This window comes from Kribbella sp. NPDC026611 (assembly GCF_040638345.1).
GTDB lineage: Bacteria > Actinomycetota > Actinomycetes > Propionibacteriales > Kribbellaceae > Kribbella.
Map to the genome: position 1 here is coordinate 1050613 of NZ_JBEZYC010000001.1, position 17008 is coordinate 1067620.

12 protein-coding genes and 1 pseudogene are annotated in these 17008 nt (G+C 69.6%); 8 read left to right on the forward strand and 5 right to left on the reverse strand.

Translation table 11 applies throughout. From position 1 onward, the window contains the following. The first annotated feature begins 150 nt into the window (after positions 1 to 150). Complete coding sequence (locus AB0E69_RS05285; protein WP_360140417.1) at positions 151 to 3138, forward strand: glycine--tRNA ligase; 2988 nt, start codon at positions 151 to 153, stop codon at positions 3136 to 3138. Here the strand turns inward: AB0E69_RS05285 and AB0E69_RS05290 are convergent. Next, positions 3122 to 4111: a GDSL-type esterase/lipase family protein gene (locus tag AB0E69_RS05290; RefSeq protein ID WP_360139826.1), complete on the reverse strand. Its 990-nt coding sequence runs from the start codon at positions 4109 to 4111 to the stop codon at positions 3122 to 3124. The two genes, AB0E69_RS05285 and AB0E69_RS05290, sit on opposite strands and share 17 nt — an antisense overlap. Further along, positions 4108 to 4803 (reverse strand): GntR family transcriptional regulator, encoded by a 696-nt coding sequence (locus tag AB0E69_RS05295; RefSeq protein ID WP_360139829.1) that lies wholly within the window; start codon positions 4801 to 4803, stop codon positions 4108 to 4110. Before AB0E69_RS05295 ends, AB0E69_RS05290 begins: the two co-directional genes overlap by 4 nt. A gap of 103 nt (positions 4804 to 4906) precedes the next feature. Here AB0E69_RS05295 and AB0E69_RS05300 point away from each other — a divergent pair, with 103 nt between their 5' ends. From AB0E69_RS05300 to AB0E69_RS05315, 4 genes are all read left to right on the forward strand, one after another. Further along, positions 4907 to 5956, forward strand: a complete 1050-nt coding sequence (locus tag AB0E69_RS05300; RefSeq protein ID WP_360139832.1) for an isocitrate/isopropylmalate dehydrogenase family protein — start codon at positions 4907 to 4909, stop codon at positions 5954 to 5956. After that, on the forward strand, positions 5953 to 8430 hold the full coding sequence (gene acnA / locus AB0E69_RS05305) for an aconitate hydratase AcnA (RefSeq protein ID WP_360139835.1): 2478 nt from the start codon (positions 5953 to 5955) through the stop codon (positions 8428 to 8430). Before AB0E69_RS05300 ends, acnA begins: the two co-directional genes overlap by 4 nt. Further along, on the forward strand, positions 8427 to 10202 hold the full coding sequence (locus AB0E69_RS05310) for an aldehyde dehydrogenase family protein (protein ID WP_360139838.1): 1776 nt from the start codon (positions 8427 to 8429) through the stop codon (positions 10200 to 10202). Before acnA ends, AB0E69_RS05310 begins: the two co-directional genes overlap by 4 nt. Before the next feature lie 93 nt (positions 10203 to 10295). After that, positions 10296 to 11015: a VIT1/CCC1 transporter family protein gene (locus AB0E69_RS05315; RefSeq protein WP_360139841.1), complete on the forward strand. Its 720-nt coding sequence runs from the start codon at positions 10296 to 10298 to the stop codon at positions 11013 to 11015. A gap of 37 nt (positions 11016 to 11052) precedes the next feature. On the opposite strand, the gene AB0E69_RS05320 is transcribed toward AB0E69_RS05315, so the two are convergent. After that, positions 11053 to 11904 carry a transposase gene (locus AB0E69_RS05320; RefSeq protein WP_360139844.1) on the reverse strand — a complete coding sequence of 284 codons (852 nt, stop codon included), beginning with the start codon at positions 11902 to 11904 and terminating at the stop codon, positions 11053 to 11055. A gap of 286 nt (positions 11905 to 12190) precedes the next feature. Next, positions 12191 to 12235 (reverse strand): annotated as a pseudogene (locus tag AB0E69_RS05325) (hypothetical protein); the annotation flags it as partial. Positions 12236 to 12360: 125 nt separating this feature from the next. Here AB0E69_RS05325 and AB0E69_RS05330 point away from each other — a divergent pair. Next, entirely contained in the window at positions 12361 to 14115 is a 1755-nt protein-coding gene (locus tag AB0E69_RS05330) for an FAD-binding protein (protein WP_360139847.1), read from the forward strand. Between the two features lie 10 nt (positions 14116 to 14125). Continuing rightward, positions 14126 to 14701, forward strand: a complete 576-nt coding sequence (locus tag AB0E69_RS05335; RefSeq protein ID WP_360139850.1) for a Chromate resistance protein ChrB — start codon at positions 14126 to 14128, stop codon at positions 14699 to 14701. 8 nt (positions 14702 to 14709) lie between these two features. Here the strand turns inward: AB0E69_RS05335 and AB0E69_RS05340 are convergent, their stop codons facing one another. Then, positions 14710 to 15636: a MurR/RpiR family transcriptional regulator gene (locus AB0E69_RS05340; RefSeq protein WP_360139853.1), complete on the reverse strand. Its 927-nt coding sequence runs from the start codon at positions 15634 to 15636 to the stop codon at positions 14710 to 14712. Between the two features lie 185 nt (positions 15637 to 15821). On the opposite strand from AB0E69_RS05340, the gene AB0E69_RS05345 reads away from it, so the two are divergent. Then, complete coding sequence (locus AB0E69_RS05345) at positions 15822 to 16994, forward strand: C45 family peptidase (RefSeq protein ID WP_360139855.1); 1173 nt, start codon at positions 15822 to 15824, stop codon at positions 16992 to 16994. Positions 16995 to 17008 lie beyond the last annotated feature (14 nt).

The following is a 17008-nucleotide window of genomic DNA, read 5'->3' on the forward strand; positions in this document are numbered from 1 at the left end:
ACCGAACGAGTGTAGACAGGTGGTCCCGAACCAGGTGGGGAGGTACCGAAGGGCCCGACCTGGTCCTCGGGGACGTCGCGGCGGTCCGGGGCGAATAGACTCCTCACCGATACCCCCCGGAAGAACGCTTGAGGTCTTGTTGTGCTCACCATGCAGGACGCGCTGCTGGCGCTGACGAAGTACTGGACCGACCGGGGCTGCATGGTGGTGCAGCCGTTCAACACCGAGGTCGGAGCCGGGACGCTGAACCCGGCGACGATCCTGCGGGTGCTCGGTCCCGAGCCGTGGCGGGTCGCGTACGTCGAGCCGAGCGTGCGCCCGGACGACAGCCGGTACGGCGAGAACCCGAACCGCCTGCAGACCCATACCCAGTTCCAGGTCGTGCTGAAGCCGGACCCGGGCAACCCGCAGGAGCTGTTCCTACAGAGCCTGACCGCGCTCGGTATCGACATCGACGCGCACGACGTGCGGTTCGTCGAGGACAACTGGGCCAACCCGGCGACCGGGTCCTGGGGTCTCGGCTGGGAGGTCTGGCTGGACGGGCTGGAGATCACCCAGTTCACGTACTTCCAGCAGGCCGGCGGCATGACGCTGGACCCGGTGTCGGTGGAGATCACCTACGGCATCGAGCGGATCATGATGGCGCTGCAGGGCGTCTCGCACTTCAAGGACATCGCCTACGCGCCGGGCATCTCGTACGGCGAGGCGTTCGGCCAGGCGGAGTACGAGATGAGCCGCTACTACCTGGACGACGCCGACGTCGAGTCGCAGAAGCGCCTGTTCGAGGAGTACGCCGCCGAGGCCCGGCGGATGATCGACGACCGCCTCCCGGTGCCCGCGCACATCCAGGTACTGCGGTGCTCGCACACCTTCAACGTCCTGGACGCGCGCGGCGCGGTCAGCACGACGGAGCGCGCGAAGGCGTTCGGCCGGATGCGCACGCTCGCGCGCGAGGTTTCGCGGCTGTGGGCAGAGCGTCGCGAGGAGCTGGAGTACCCGCTGGGTCGCGCGGAGCTCCCGGCGGCCGCTCCGGAGCCGACAGAGTTCCCGAAGAGCACCGGGACCCGGCAGCTGACGTTCGAGATCGGCACCGAGGAGATGCCGCCGTCGGAGGTCACCAAGACGGCGGCTGCCGTGCAGGCCGCCCTCGAGGAGAAGCTCGGCGCGACCAGGCTCGGGCACGGCAAGATCACGACGTACGCGACGCCCCGGCGGGTGGTCGCGTTCGTCGCCGAGGTCCAGGCCGGTGAGCCGGACGCCGAGCGGGTCGTGCGCGGCCCCAAGAAGGTCGCGGCGTACGACGCCGACGGCAACGTCACCAAGGCCGCCGCCGGGTTTGCCCGCGGCCAGGGCGTCGACGTGAGCGAGTTGCACGACCTGGACGTCGACGGCGTCGAGTACGTCGCGGTCACCAAGCCGGATCCCGGTCGCGGGGCGGCGGAGGTCCTGAGCGGCGTCCTGAGCGAGATCGTCCGCGGCCTCCGCTCGGACAAGAACATGCGCTGGAACGACGCCAATCTGTCCTTCACCCGCCCGATCCGCTGGCTGGTCGCGCTCCTCGGCGACGCGGTCATTCCGGTCTCGGTGTCCAGCCTCGCCGCCGGCCGGATCACCCGCGTACTCCGGACCGCGGCCCAGCCGCAGGTCGAGATCGCGTCCGCCGAGGGCTACCTGGACCTGCTCCGGATCCACGGCATCGAGGCCGACCCGGAGCGCCGGCGGGCGACCATCGTCGAGGCCGCGAGCGCGCTGGCCAAGACCGTTGGCGGCACCATCGACGTGGAGGGCGAGGCGGCGCTGATCGACCAGGTCGTGAACCTGATCGAGGAGCCGACGCCGATCCTGGGCGGCTTCTCCGCCGACTACCTGGACCTGCCGAGCGAGATCCTCACCACCGTCATGCGCAAGCACCAGCGCTACCTGCCGGTGCGCGACAACGACGGCAAGCTGCTCGCCCACTTCGTTGCCGTTGCCAACGGTTCGGTCGACGAGGACGTCGTCCGGGCCGGCAACGAAGGCGTACTGCGGGCCCGCTACGAGGACGCCGCCTTCTTCTGGCGGGCGGACCTCGACACCTCGCTGGAGTCGATGAAGGCCGAGCTGGACAAGCTCGCGTTCGAGGAGAAGCTCGGCTCGATGGCCGACCGCGCCGGCCGGATCGGCCGGATCGCACTCACCCTCGCGGACGTGGTGGACCTGGACGGCGACGACCTCGCGACGCTGAAGCGGGCCGCCGAGCTGGCCAAGTTCGACCTCGGTTCGCAGATGGTCGTCGAGCTGACCAGCCTGGCCGGCACGATGGCCCGCGAGTACGCGCGCCGCGCCGGCGAGATCGAGGCGGTCGCGCAGGCCCTTTACGACATGGAGCTGCCGCGGTCCGCCGGCGACCCGGTGCCGTCGACGACTCCGGGCGCGCTGCTCGCGCTGGCGGACCGGCTCGACCTGCTGGCCGGCCTGTTCGGGATCGGCGCGAAGCCGACCGGGAGCTCCGACCCGTTCGCGCTGCGCCGCGCCGCGGCCGGAGTGGTGGCGATCCTGCGCGAGCACCCGGAGCTGCGCGCGATCACCTTGCCGGTCGGCCTGAAGGCGGCGGCCGACGAGATCGGGGCCCAGGGCATCGACGTACCGGCGGAATCGCTGGACGAGGTCGCCGAGTTCACCCTCCGGCGTTACGAGCAGCAGCTGATCGACCGCGGTGACGATCACCTCCAGGTGGCCGCAGTGTTGCCGTTGGCAACGGCTCCGGCGGTCGCGGACGAGACGCTGAAGACCCTGCAGGGTCTGGTCGGTCACAGCGACTTCGCCGGCCTGGTCGCGGTCCTGCAGCGGGTCCGGCGGATCGTGCCGGAGGGCACCGAGGCGGCGTACGACTCGAGCAAGCTGACCGAGCCGGCCGAGGTCGTGCTGCACGAGGCGGTGCAGAAGATCGGCGAGGCGCCGACCGCGCTGGGCGAGTTCGTCGCGGCGACGTCGGTGCTGGTCGAGCCGACCAACACCTTCTTCGACGAGATCCTGGTGATGGCCGAGGACCCGGAGGTCCGGGCCGCCCGCCTTGGCCTGCTCGCCACGATCAGCAAGCTGGCCGCGCCGGTCCTCGACTGGCAGGCGCTCGGCACCAGCCTTACATCGGCAGAGTGAGCCGGCCGGCGAGCCGCTCGCCGATCAGCCGGTAGCCGTCGGGCCCTGGATGCACGTCATCGGCATACAGGGCCCGGGCTTCCTCCAGGCTGAGGATCGTGCGGCCGTCGATGACCTCGATGTCAGGATCGGTCCGAGCACCCAGCTCGACACACCCGCGGACGTCGTCCAGCGTGAGGCCGACCGCGTTCACCGAGCCTTCACGGTTCGGAGCGAGCAACGGAGTGATCACGACGATGGGTGTCTGCGGATGCCCCTCGCGGACAGTACGGACGAACGCCTCGACCTGGCCGGGCAGCGTCCGTCCGCTGAAGGTCGCGCCGCCGTGGATGTTGATGCCGAGACACAGCGAGATCAGCCGGGCCGGCAGGTCCCGGATCGTCCGGGCCGCGACCGGATCGAGATGGCACTCGCCGGCGAAGCCGAGATTGACGCACTCCCAGCCGTGCTGACGCGCGACCAGCGCCGGCCAGGTCTCCGACGGTCCGTAGGCACCGCTGCACTGCGTGATCGAGCTGCCGTAGGTGACCCACCGCGGACCGGTCGGTGCGAGCGGCTCGGCCGCGCCGTCGAAGCGGGGGCCCCGGACCGAGATGACGCCCGCCTGCGGGAGCCAGATCTCCAGCTCGACCTCGTGGCCGGGCAGGCTGGTGATCATGCGTTGCTCCCGGGCTTGCAGCTCGCACCGCTCGTACAGTTTCCCGTCGACGAGCAGGTCCAGCGGCGCGATCCTGCTGTAGATGCCGAGCTGCGCACGGATCTCCACCTCGACCGAGCGGGCCGCCGTACGCCAGGACGCTCGGACGCCCGCAGGTGTCGCCGCCCGCTCCCACAAGCGGTGGCCGGGGCGTTCCGGGTCCGTCCAGTCGTACAGGCCGAAGTCCTGGCCACTCGGATCGAGACGCCAGTACGTCGTCCAGCCGTCCGCGTCGACCTCGCGGTACTGGAAGCCGGTCCACGCGCCCGCTGTCATCCCCGCCCTCCCCGGATGCCGCGCAACGATCGGGCCACCGGTTGGGTGGCGGCCGCGGTCAGGCGGGCGACCGCACGCGCACCGAGGCTGGCGTCGACGTGCGCGAGCATGACCGCCGCGGCCGTGGCGGTGTCGCCGACGGCGATCGCATCGACCAGCGCGAGATGCTCGGCGTGGGTGCGCTCCAGATCCTCGTCGCTCCGCCCGTCCTCGAGGGCGAGTCGGCGGTAGCGGTCCGCCTTGTCCCACAGCCCGTCCAAGGTCTGCACGAGCAACTGGTTGTGCGAGGCGGTGTAGATCGCGACGTGAAAGCGCCGGTGCGTGAGCAGTTCGGCCGGCCCTGGGTCGGTGTGGAGCGGCTGTAACTCGTCGGCCGCCTGCCGGATCCGTGCGAGATCGTCGCGGGTCCGGCGTTCCGCCGCGAGCCCGGCCGCCAGCGGGTCCAGCGAACGCCGGATCTCGACCAGATCGCGCGCCTCCTCAGCGGTCAGCCGGGTGACCCGGGCGTCCCGGTGGGCGTCGAGTTCGACCAGGCCCTCGGTCATCAACCGGCGCAGCGCCTCGCGCAATGGCGTCGTACTCACGCCGAGCTCGCGGGCCAGCGCCGCCTGGGGGATGACGGCGCCCGGTAACAGGTCGCCGCTCAGCAGCCGCGCCCGGACCAGCTCGTAGGCACTCTCCGCCTTCGTCACCGGAGCTCCCCTCGGTTATAACCCTGGATCGCAGCATATCAAGGCCCGAGACGACTTGCCGCGACTCTTGACGTGAGTCGTTATAACGACTCAAACTCCAGATATGACGCAGCTGGGAGTCCTCGAAGGTGACGGCATCGGGCCCGAGATCGTTCCGGCCGCCGTTCGGGTGCTCGACGCGGCGCTGGCTGTGGCCGGCGCGGAGCCGGTCGAGTGGGTGCCGCTCCCGGTCGGAGCGGCGGCGATCGAGACGCACGGCAGCGCGCTCCCCGACGTCACCGTGGAGACGCTCGCGAAGCTCGACGGCTGGTTGCTCGGCCCGCACGACAGCGCGGCGTACCCCGCTGAGCACCGCGCGCGGCTCAACCCGAGTGGGTTTCTGCGCAAGCACTTCGACCTGTTCGCGAACATCCGGCCGGCCAGGGCGTTCGAGGGCGCGCCGGCGCTGGTGCCGGGCCTCGACCTGGTCGTTGTCCGGGAGAACACCGAGGGCTTCTACGCGGACCGCAGTACGTACCGCGGCACCGGCGAGTTCATGCCGACCGCCGACGTGGCGATCGCGATGGGGATCTTCACTCGGACCGCGATCGAGCGGATCGCCCTCCATGCACTCGAGCTGGCGCGCCGCCGCCGCAGGCACCTGACCATCGTGCACAAGGCCAACGTGCTGCGCACCAGCACCGGCTTCTTCCTGGAAATCTGCCGGCAGCTCGCGGCCGGCTTTCCCGACGTCGAGGTGGACGACTTCCATATCGACGCGATGACCGTGCACCTGGTCCGGCACGGCGCCGACTTCGACGTCCTGGTGACCGAGAACATGTTCGGCGACATCCTGTCCGACCTGGCCGGCGAGCTGGCCGGCTCGCTCGGTATCGCGCCGTCCATCAACGCGTCGAACGACCGGGCGATGGCCCAGGCCGCGCACGGCTCGGCACCCGACATCGCGGGCCGCGGCCTCGCCAACCCGACCGCGATGATCGCCTCCGGCGCGATGCTGCTGGACTGGCTGGGCGTCACCGACGCTGCGGACGTCATCGACCGCGCGCTCCGCGCCACGGTTGCCCAGGGCATCCGGACTCCCGACCTCGGCGGCTGCGCAGGCACCACGGAGTTCACGTCGGCGGTCGTCGATTCGATCAGACAACACGCATGAAGCTCCAATCCCTGAACGAAGCGCCGGCTCACCTGCCACGAACGCTGCGTATCCTGCTCGAGAACGCCCTGCGCCACGGGACGGCGAGCGACGTACTTCGGAACTGGGAGCCAGGCGCGACCGGCGAGCTGGAGGTCTTCCCGTCCCGGGTGTTTCTGCACGACACGAACGGCGTACCGGTGCTCGCCGACCTGGCCGCGATGCGCGACGCAATGGTTGCGTTAGGCAAGGATCCGGCGTTGGTCGACCCACTGGTTCCGGCCGAGCTGGTCGTCGACCACTCGGTCATCGCCGACGTCTTCGGCCGGCCGGACGCGCTGCAGCGCAACGTCGAGCTGGAGTACGCGCGGAACGCCGAGCGGTACCGCTTCCTGCGCTGGGGACAGCGCACCTTCCGGCAGCTGAAGGTGGTGCCGCCGGGGTCGGGGATCATGCACCAGCTCAACCTCGAGCACCTTGCCCGGGTGGTGGAGGAACGGGGCGGCTGGGTCTTTCCCGATCTGTGCCTCGGCACGGACTCGCACACCACGATGGTGAACGGGCTCGGAGTTCTGGGCTGGGGGATCGGCGGCATCGAGGCCGAGGCGGCGATGCTCGGGCAGCCGGTGTCGATGCTGCTGCCGCCGGTCGTCGGCGTCCGACTGTCCGGCGCGTTGCCGGTCGGCACGACCGCGACCGACCTGGTGCTGACGATCACCGAGACGCTGCGCGCGCACGGGGTGGTGGGCAAGCTGGTCGAGTTCGGCGGTCCCGCGCTGGCCACGCTGCCGGTGCCGGACCGAGCGACGATCGCGAACATGAGCCCGGAGTTCGGCTCGACCGCGGCGTACTTCCCGATCGACGACCGGACTCTGGACTACCTGCGCTTCACCGGCCGCCCACCGGCGAAGGTCGCCCTGATCGAGACCTACGCCAGGAGCCAGGGTCTGTGGCACGACCCGACGACGGAGCTTCGGTACGACGAGTACGTCGAGCTCGACCTCGGCGCCGTGGTCCCGTCGATCGCCGGACCGCGTCGCCCGCAGCAGCGGGTCACGCTGACCGCCGCCAAGCAGGCCGCGGAATCCGAACTGCCGACGGGTCCTCGCACCGCCGACCTGCCGGGGCACGGTGCTGTCGTGGTTGCCGCGATCACCTCGTGCACGAACACCTCGAACCCTTCGGTGATGGTCGCCGCCGGGTTGCTGGCGCGGAACGCGGTCGAGCGTGGGCTCACCAGCCGGCCGTGGGTGAAGACGACGCTGTCGCCCGGTTCGCGCGTGGTGATGGACTACCTCGGTGCGGCGGGACTGACGGCGTACCTGGACAAGCTCGGGTTCCATCTGGCCGGGTTCGGTTGCATGACCTGTATCGGAGCCTCGGGTGCGTTGATCGACGAGGTCGGTGAGGTGGTTCGTGCTCAGGACCTCACCGTCGCGGCGGTGCTCTCAGGGAACCGCAACTTCGAGGGGCGGATCCAGTCCGACGTCCGGCTGAACTACCTCGCGTCGCCGCCGCTCGTGATCGCCTACGCGCTGGCCGGCCGGATGGACATCGACCTGCTCACCGAGCCGCTCGGCACCGGCTCCGACGGCCGGCCCGTCTACCTCGCCGATCTCTGGCCACAGCCCGGCGACATCGAGGCGGTGATCGGTTCGACGCTCACGCCCGAGCTCTTCGACCACACGTACGACGACCTGTTCGCCGGCGACGCGCGGTGGCAGGACCTGGATGCACCGGACGGCGAGACCTACGCCTGGGACGAGTCGACGTACCTGCAGCCACCGCCGTACTTCGGTCAGCCGGCGCGTCCCGGTGATCTGATCGGGGCGCGGGCGCTGGTGCGGCTCGGGGACTCGGTCACCACCGACCACGTTTCGCCTGCCGGTGCGATCCCGCCGGAGAGCGTCGCCGGGCGGTACCTGATCAACCAGGGAGTGCCGCGCGGCCAGCTCAACACCTACGCGTCGCGGCGCGGCAACCACCTGGTGATGATGCGCGGGACCTTCGCCAACGTCCGCCTACGCAACCAGTTGGCGCACGGTGCCGAAGGGGGAGTGACGCGAGGCCCGGATGGGGTGCTGACCTCGATCTACGCGGCGGCCGACGCGTATCGGGCGGCCGGTGTACCGCTGGTCGTTGTCGCGGGCAAGGAGTACGGCACCGGGTCGTCGCGGGACTGGGCGGCGAAGGGGCCGGCGTTGCTCGACGTACGCGCGGTCCTGGCGCAGTCCTTCGAGCGTATCCACCGGTCGAACCTGGTCGGTCTCGGCATCCTGCCGCTCGAGTTCCTGCCCGGCGAGGGCGGCGACCTGACCGGCGAGGCGCCGATCGACATTCGGCTCGGCGACGACGGCTTCGCTACCGCGTCCTCGGCCGGCAAGAGCTATCGGCTGCGGATCCGGCTCGACACGCCTCGGGAGCACGACTACTACCAGCACGGCGGCGTGCTGCCGTACCTGCTGCACCACCTCAGCGAAGGGCCACCGAAGTGATCGCGTCGATCAACCCCGCCACCGGCGAACACCTCGCCACCTTCGACCCGTACGACGACGACCGGGTCGACCGGCTGCTCGCCGCCGCAGTGGTTGCCCAGAGCAACTGGCGTTGGTCCAGCACTGGTCGGCGTACCGACCTGCTCACCGCCCTCGCCGGCACGCTGCGGGGCCGCAAGGCCGAGCTCGCCGCGCTGATCACCAGCGAGATGGGCAAGCCGCTCGCCGAGTCCGTCGCCGAGATCGAGAAGTGCGCGGTCAACTGCGAGTACTACGCGACGAACGCGCCCGGGTTCCTGGCCGCGGAGACGATCACCGCTCAAGGCCGGGTCGAGGTCGACCCGCTCGGCGTTGTGCTCGCGGTGATGCCGTGGAACTACCCGTTCTGGCAGTTCTTCCGCTTCCTCGCCTCGGCCCTCGCGGCGGGCAACGGCGCGATCCTGAAGCCCGCCAACTCGGTCCCGCGCTGTGCGCTCGCGATCGAGTCGGTACTGCGCGACGCTGGCGTGCCGGACGGGCTGGTCGGCGTCGTCCTGGTCGAGACCGAACAGGTCGCCGGGCTGATCGCGGACGACCGGATCGCGGCGGTGACCTTCACCGGCTCGACCCAGGTCGGGCGCATCATCGCGGAGCAAGCTGGTCGAGCGCTGAAGAAGCAGGTGCTCGAGCTCGGCGGCTCGGACCCGTTCATCGTGCTCGCCGACGCCGACCTGGAGACCGCCGCGACAACAGCGGCAACGGCGCGCTTCCTCAACACCGGACAGAGCTGCGTCAACGCGAAGCGCTTCATCGTCGAGGACTCCGTCGCCGACCGGTTCGTCGAACTCTTCACCAAGGCGGTCGGCCGGCTGGTCGTCGGCGATCCTGCCGAGGACGGCACGACCGTTGGTCCGTTGGCGCGGGCCGGTCTGCGCGACACGTTGGACGACCAGGTACGCCGTACCGTCGAAGCCGGCGCCACACTCGTGTGCGGTGGCGCGGCGGCGGATCGGGACGGGTTCTACTACCAGCCGACGATTCTCGACCACGTGCTGCCGGGGATGGCGGCGTTCGACGAGGAGACGTTCGGGCCGGTCACGGCGGTGACTCGGGCCCGGGACGCCGACGAGGCGATCCGGCTCGCCAACCAGACCGAGTTCGGGCTCGGGGCGTCGTTGTGGACGGCTTCGGACCGGGCGTCCGAGTTGGTCCGCCGGCTCGATGCCGGGGCGGTGTTCGTGAACGCGATGGTTGCCTCGGACCCGCGGTTGCCGTTCGGCGGGATCAAGCGGTCCGGGTACGGGCGCGAACTGGCCGCGCACGGGATGCGCGAGTTCATGAACGTGAAGACCGTCTGGTCCGACGACCCGGCGCCGCGGTTGGTGATCCGGCCCGGCGAGGTCGAGGTGTTCGACCGGGGCAGCGGCGTCCGGACGGTTCCGTACGTCGGCGCCTGGAACACCGACGCGAGCCGGATCACCACCGGGACGACGGTCTTCGCACCTGGTACGGAGATCCCGGTGCACTCGCACAACGTCGAGGAGTCGGTGCTGATCTTCTCCGGCCAGGCGACCGCGGTGATCGGCGACGAGCGGGTCGACCTGGAGGCCGGCGACGCGACCTGGGTGCCGGCCGGCGTACCGCACCAGTTCATCAACCGCGGCGACGGCGAGCTGACCATCTACTGGGTGTACGGCGGCCACGCGGTGACCCGGACGATGACCGCCACCGGTGTCACCGTGGCGCATCTCTCGGCCGCGGACCGGGGCGCCGTTGCGGCACCTGGAAAGTAACGAATATACTGATGTAACAGGTGATGCAGATTAACTGAGGTTACGCAAACCTCAGTGCGGCAAGGCTCACCTCAGTCGGAAGGACGGATGCAGATGACCGCGGACGTTGCGGAAACACCGGCCGAGCTCCACCACTCGCACCGCGATGTCACCGGTGGCTGGCTGCGGCCGGCGACCTTCGGGGTGATGGACGGCCTGGTGTCGAACTTCGCGCTCGTCGCCGGTGTGGTCGGTGGCGGTGCGACCGGCAAGGTCGTGATCATGACCGGGCTGGCCGGCCTGGTCGCCGGGGCCTGCTCGATGGCCTCGGGTGAGTTCACCTCGGTCTCGTCGCAGACCGAGCTGATGAAGGCAGAGATCGAGGTGGAGCGGCGCGAGCTGAGGATCCACCCGGAAGAAGAAGAGCGCGAGCTCGCGATGATGTACGAGGCGAAGGGTCTGCGCCCGGAGCTGGCCGCTCAGGTGGCGCGCGAGCTGACGGTCGACGCGGACGTGGCGCTCGACGTCCACGTGCGGGAAGAGCTAGGTGTGGACCCCAACGACCTGCCGTCGCCGTGGGTGGCGGCCGGGTCGTCGTTCGCCGCGTTCGCTGTCGGTGCGCTGGTCCCGTTGATCCCGTTCCTCTTCGGTGCGGCGTCTGTTCTCCCCGCGCTGCTGCTGAGCGCGATCGGCCTGGTCGTCACCGGCGGCATCGTCGGCAAGATCACCGCCCGCCCGTTCTGGTACGGCGGCGGCCGTCAGCTACTCCTGGGCGGCCTGTCAGCCGGCGTCACCTTCGCGATCGGGCTGGCGGTCGGGACCGGATTGTCTTGACGTCCTCCTCACCCTGCAGGGGTGGGGATTCCAACGACTACGCGGAGGTAGGGAGTTGAGGTTCACGCTTCAGCGAGACCTGTACCAGCGTCTCTCGACGTGCGCTGACGGCCCGTCCGGCCGCGATGTTGACAGCTGCGTTCACATCCGAGTTCGCCTCATGTCCGCAGGCTACGCACCGAAAGGCCGCTTGGCTCTTGCGGCTCTCCGAAGCGCAGTGCCCGCAGACGCTACAGGTTTGCGACGTGTACGCAGATTTGACTTTCTCGACACGGCCGGCGGCCTTGTGCTCCAGACGACGTACCAGTTGGCCCCAGCCATTGGCCAGGATCCCCCGGTTGAGACCAGCCTTGGAACGGCGCCGATTTGGCAGGTAGGCGCCGGACCGGTCAGGGGCAGGCTTGGGCTTGGGGCGCCTCGACATCTGGGCGATCCGCAGGTCTTCCACGCGGATGACGTCGAACCTCCGGGCGAGATCCGTGCTGGTCTTCTCGACCCAGTCCTTACGACGGTCGCGACCCCGCGCGTACAGCTTGGCGATCGCGGCCTTCATTCGCTGGCGGCGGTTGGAACCAAGGTTGCATCGCGCAAACCGACGTTGCAGATCCTTGAGTCGCTGCTGTTCAGCCTCCGTCAGCCCAGGGCAGCTCAGGAGCTCACCCGTGGACACGGCGGCCGAGACGGTGATGCCGCGGTCCACGCCGGCGATCTGTCCTGTACCTGGTCCGGGGACTGGCGGCGGTACGACGGCGAATGCAATGTGCCATCGACCCGCCCGGTCGTACGTGATGCGGTACGACTTCGCGACGGGTACCGGTCTGGACAGCCGAAACCGTACCCAACCGACCTTCGGCACGTTGACGGCGGCCCACTTCCGGCTCAGCGTCACGATCCGGCGCGCCTGAGATCCAACAAATGCGGAACCCTTCGTGTCTTCCGATCCTGCGCCAGGTCGGGCGTCGGTGGGTGCCTGCGTAGAAGTTCGTGACCGCCTGGTGGAGGTCCCGCAGCGCCTGCTGCTGCACGGTCTGCGATCCCGCCCGCAGCCACCCGAACGTCGCCCGTGCTTCGGTCAGTTGCCGAGCCTGCTCGAGGTGGGCAGGCGGCGCTTTCCTGTCCCTTGTCCACATCGACCACTGCTCGAGTGCCAGATTCCATACGTATCGGGCATGCCCGCACTGCTGCCGCGAGGCACTGGCCTGCGCGGGCGTCGGGTACATGCGAAACCGGGACACGCGGCTCACCCAATCAGTCTGGACCGACAGTTCCCGATCTCCGGGAGGAGAGAGTTGCTTCCGGTCTCGACGGACAGACTGCGACCCAATCGATGAACAGATCCTTACTTGTGACCGCGCTGGTGAAGCAGGTGCCGAAGGGCGATCACAGTGGGCGCCTTGATGGCGAAGGGCGGCTGCTGCGGGCCGGTGCGGTCACCGAGATGAACCCGTGGTGCCGTCGAGCCGTCGCGCAGGCGGTTCGGTTGGCGCGGGAGACGGGTGGTCGCAGTACGGCGATCACCATGGGCCCGCCGGCGGCTGCCGACGTACTGCGGGAGGCTCTTGCCTGGGGTGTCGACGACGCGGTGCAGCTGACGGATCCTGCGCTGGCTGGGTCCGATTGTCTGGTTACTGCCCGGGCTCTGGCGGCGACTGTCGCGCTGCTCGACGATCCACCGGACCTGATACTGGTAGGAGCCAGCTCGGTCGACGGCAGCACGGGTGCGGTCGGTGCAATGCTCGCCGAGTTACTGGGCCTGCCCTTCACCGGGCCAGTCCTGTCCGTGGAGCCCGACGGTAAACACCTGCGGACGGTGGTCCAGCACGACAGCGGCACCGAGTCGGTGGTCGTCACCCTCCCCGCAGTCGTCGCCGTCGCCGAACGCTCCTGCGACCCCTGCAAGGCACCCCCCGAAACCTGGCCACCCGCCTCCACCATCCGCACGGTAACCACCGCCGACCTACCCCCCGCCCCCTGGGGCCTCCCCGCCAGCCCCACCAAGGTCACCCAGGTCCACCCAGCCCCCCACACCCGAACCCCCCTCATCCTCCACGGCACCCCCCAATCCCAAGCCACCCAAGCCGTACAAGAACTAACAGCCCGAGGCTGCTTCAAACCGACGGCGGCGACAGACTCTGGGTCTGTGCCGCGCCGGGCACCTTCAACTACTTCAGGAGAAGTGGTGGTGCTGGTGGGGCCTGGGCCTGAGGTTGGTGTTCGGGCTTTGCTGGGGGCGGCGGCTTCGTTGGCGGCTCAAACCGGTGGGACGGTGACCGCCATACGCACCAGTGAGAACACGACAGATTTCAGCCGGTGGGGGGCTGATGTTGTGGTGACGTTGGGTGGGGATGAGCCTCGGGCGGTGGTGGCGGCGTTGGGTGGGTGGATTGGGGAGCGGGAGCCTTGGGCTGTGTTGGGTGCTGCTCTGCCTTGGGATCGGGAAGTGTTGGCGCGGCTGGCGGTGGTGTTTGGGGCTGGGTTGATGTCGGACCTGATCAGCCTCAGCGTCGAACCAGGCAACCGGCTGTCCGGGCTCAAACCGTCCGGCGGCGGCATGCTCGCCCAGATCGTCACTCACGGATCGCCCCAGATCGCCACCCTCCGCACCGGCCTCCTCCCGATCCGCAGCCCACGGGAAGCACATGTCATCGACGAGCAACTCCTGCCGGTCGCCCACGACCCAGCACTGCAGAGGTCCGAGCGAAGAACAGGCAACGAAGGCGACGCCCTCGACCGAGCCGAGGTAGTGATCAGCGTCGGCCGCGGCGTGGACCCAGCGACGTACGGCGAGCTCGAACCCATCCGCGCCCTGCTCGGCGCCGAGCTGGCCGCCACCCGCAAGGTCACCGACCAGGGCTGGATGCCGCACGGACGCCAGATCGGCATCACCGGCCGCAGCGTCGCGCCGCGGATGTACGTCGCCGTCGGCCTGTCCGGCAACCTGAATCACCTGGCCGGTGCCGCCCGGGCCGGGACCGTAGTGGCCATCAACAACGATCCGGCCGCGGACGTCTTCGCGCACTGCGACGTCGGGCTGGTCGCGGACTGGCGGGAGGTGATGCCGTATCTCGTCGAGGGGATCCGCAGCCGCGTCAGCGGATAACCTGTCCGCCATGGCGACCCGTCGTACCAAGCCCAAGAGTCCCGCAGCGGAGAGCTGGCTCCTGCTCATCTACAAGGTGCCGAGCGAGTCGTCGCGGGCGCGGGTGGCGGTGTGGCGGGAACTGAAGCGGCTGGGCGGGTTCTACGTGCAGCAGGCGGTGTGCGTACTGCCGGACCGCGAGGAACTGCGCGCCGGCCTGGAGAAGGTGCGGGAGAAGGTGACCGAGCTGGGTGGCTCGAGCGTCTTCCTGACCCTGACCGAGGTCGACGAGGACGCCCGCCGGCAGTTCGTGGACGGCTTCCGCAGCCAGTCCGCGAAGGAGTACGCCGAGATCGTCGAGGAGTGCGAGACCAAGTTCGTCAAGGAGATCGAGTTCGAGCGGTTCCGGGAGAACTACACCTTCGAGGAGGCGGAGGAGATCCGCCAGGACCTGGAGAAGCTCCGCCGCTGGCTGGCCAAGGTGGAGGGCCGCGACTGGATGGATGCCGAGGGCAAAGACCTTGCCCGGTCCAAGGTGGCCGACTGCGAACGGCTGCTGGAGGAGTTCGAGGCAGACGTCTACGAACGCACCGAGGGCACCATCTAGGGCGTGTCCTAGGCGCCGCGCTTGCGGCCGCGGCGGCGGGCCGGGAGGTTGAGCGCGACCTCGTCGGCGCGGGAGAAGCCCATCAGGTCCTCGCGCAGCTGGTTCATCCGGTCGGTCGTCTCGAGCGAGCGGTCCTGGTCGCGCGCGGCGACGGCGATCACCAAGGCCTCGAGCAGGATCAGCACGGTCGCCTGACTGGTGAACGTGCCCGGCCGGCTCGTCGGCGCCGACAGGACGGCGTCGACCTGATTGCGCAGCGCCTCACCCAAGGTGTCGGTGATCAGGATCGCGCGGGCACCGACCTCGGCGCACAGGTCGAGCACGACGCGGGTCTCCACGATGATCCGGTTGTGCGCGATCACGACCACGACGTCCTCCGGACCCAGCGACAACAGCCGGTCGGCGAGCCGGTAGCCGGTGTCGGACGCGGCGCGGGCGCGACGGCCGATGCGGGTCAGGTGGGTCGCGGTGTATGCCGAGACTCCGTCCAGGCCGGCGAAGCCGCAGATGACCGTCTCGCGGGCGGTGTCTATCAGCTCGACGGCGCGCTCGAACTGCTGCGGGTCGATCGTCCGCTCGGCCTGTTGCAGCCGCTCCACGTGGTCGCGCAGGGTCGCGGTGAGGATGCCCTCGGCGCCGTCCTCGAACGACCCGAGGCTGTTGCTGAGCCGGTTCGCCGGGCTGAGCAGGGCCTGCAGCTCGCCCTGTAGCGAACGCTTCAGCCCCGGCAGGCCGTCGAACCCGAGCGCCTTGGCGGTCCGTACGACGCTGGCGTCGCTGGTGCCGGTGGCCCGTCCGAGCTCCTCGGCCGACGAGAACGCGGCCTCCTGCGGGTGGGCGGACAGGTACTCGGCGATCCGCCGCTCGGTCGCGGTCAGGACGTCGATCCGGCTTGCCACCCGCTCCGGCAGGGTGGGCGCCTTGGGCTTGGTCACACCGATCCTCCGCTTCGTACCTGGCAGTACACAGATCATGTCATCCGAACCGCCAGGTCACCGCCCGGTAAACGCTGCAGTTACCCGTTGACAGCGATTGTAGCAATCACTACCGTCAGATGAATATTCGTAGTGAACACAACGAACGGTCCGATCCAGAACCGTCCAGCCCCTGGAGCGACTCCGTGTCCGAGCTACCCACGATCGACATCTCCGGCGCCGACGCTCGCGATCGCGGCCGCCAGTACGGCGAGGCCGCGCGTCCGCAGATCGAGCGCTCGCTCGCCTTCTACGCCGAGTCGGTTCCGTGTGCCACCGGGCTGAGCTGGGCCGACGTGCTGGAGCGTGCGCCGTACTGGGTGCCGGTCATCGAGCCGCACGCTCCCGAGCTGCTGGACGAGGTCCGCGGCATCGCCGACGGCTCCGGCCGGACGTTCGCGGAGATCCTCGCGCTGAACAGCCGTGGCGAGCTGACCCGGGGCAACCCCTTCGAGAACCAGGGCGACGACGGCTGTACGTCGTTCGCGATCATGCCGCAGGCCAACCCGCTCGGACATGTCTGGGCCGGGCAGAACTGGGATCTGTGGGCCGGTGTCGCCGACACCGTCGTCCTGCTCCGCGTCTCCCAGCCGGGCAAGCCGACGATAATCGGTCACGTCGAGGCCGGACAGCTGGCGCGGCACGGCGCGAACTCGGCCGGCCTGGCGCTGAACGCCAACGGGCTCGGCGCCGGCTTCGGCTCGGGCCTGAATGTGCCGGGCACCTTCGTCCGCCGGAGGGTCCTGGAGAGCTGGGACCTGTACGACGCACTGCAGGTGGTCTTCCACGCCAAGCAAAGCCTGTCCAGCAACCTGCTCCTCACCCACCGCGACGGGTTCGCCATCGACGTCGAGACGACGCCCGGCCGCAACGGCTGGATGTACCCGACCGACGGCCTGCTGGTGCACGGGAACCACTTCCAGGCCTTCGTCCCGCCGCAGATCGAACAGACCTACACCCCGTTCTCGGTGGACTCCCTCTACCGGGTGCCGCGCGTCGAGGAGGGCCTGCGCCGGGTCCGCCAGGACGGCACCACGGAGAAGGCGGTCGAAACCGTCGTACAGACCACGATGAGCGACCACTTCAGTCATCCCAACGCCGTCTGCCAGCACGTCGACCCGCGCCGGCACGAGCTCGACCGTTACGCCACCATCGTGTCCAGCCTGGTCGACCTGACCACTGGCACCTACCGGCTCACGCCCGGTCTGCCCTGCAGCAACAGCTACCAGCGGGCCCCCTGGAACCTCTACGACGGCCCCGGTCTCGCCGACCGCCCGGACGTCGACGAACCGGCCCTGTCCCTCACCGCGGCCGGCTGAACCCCACCCTGCAA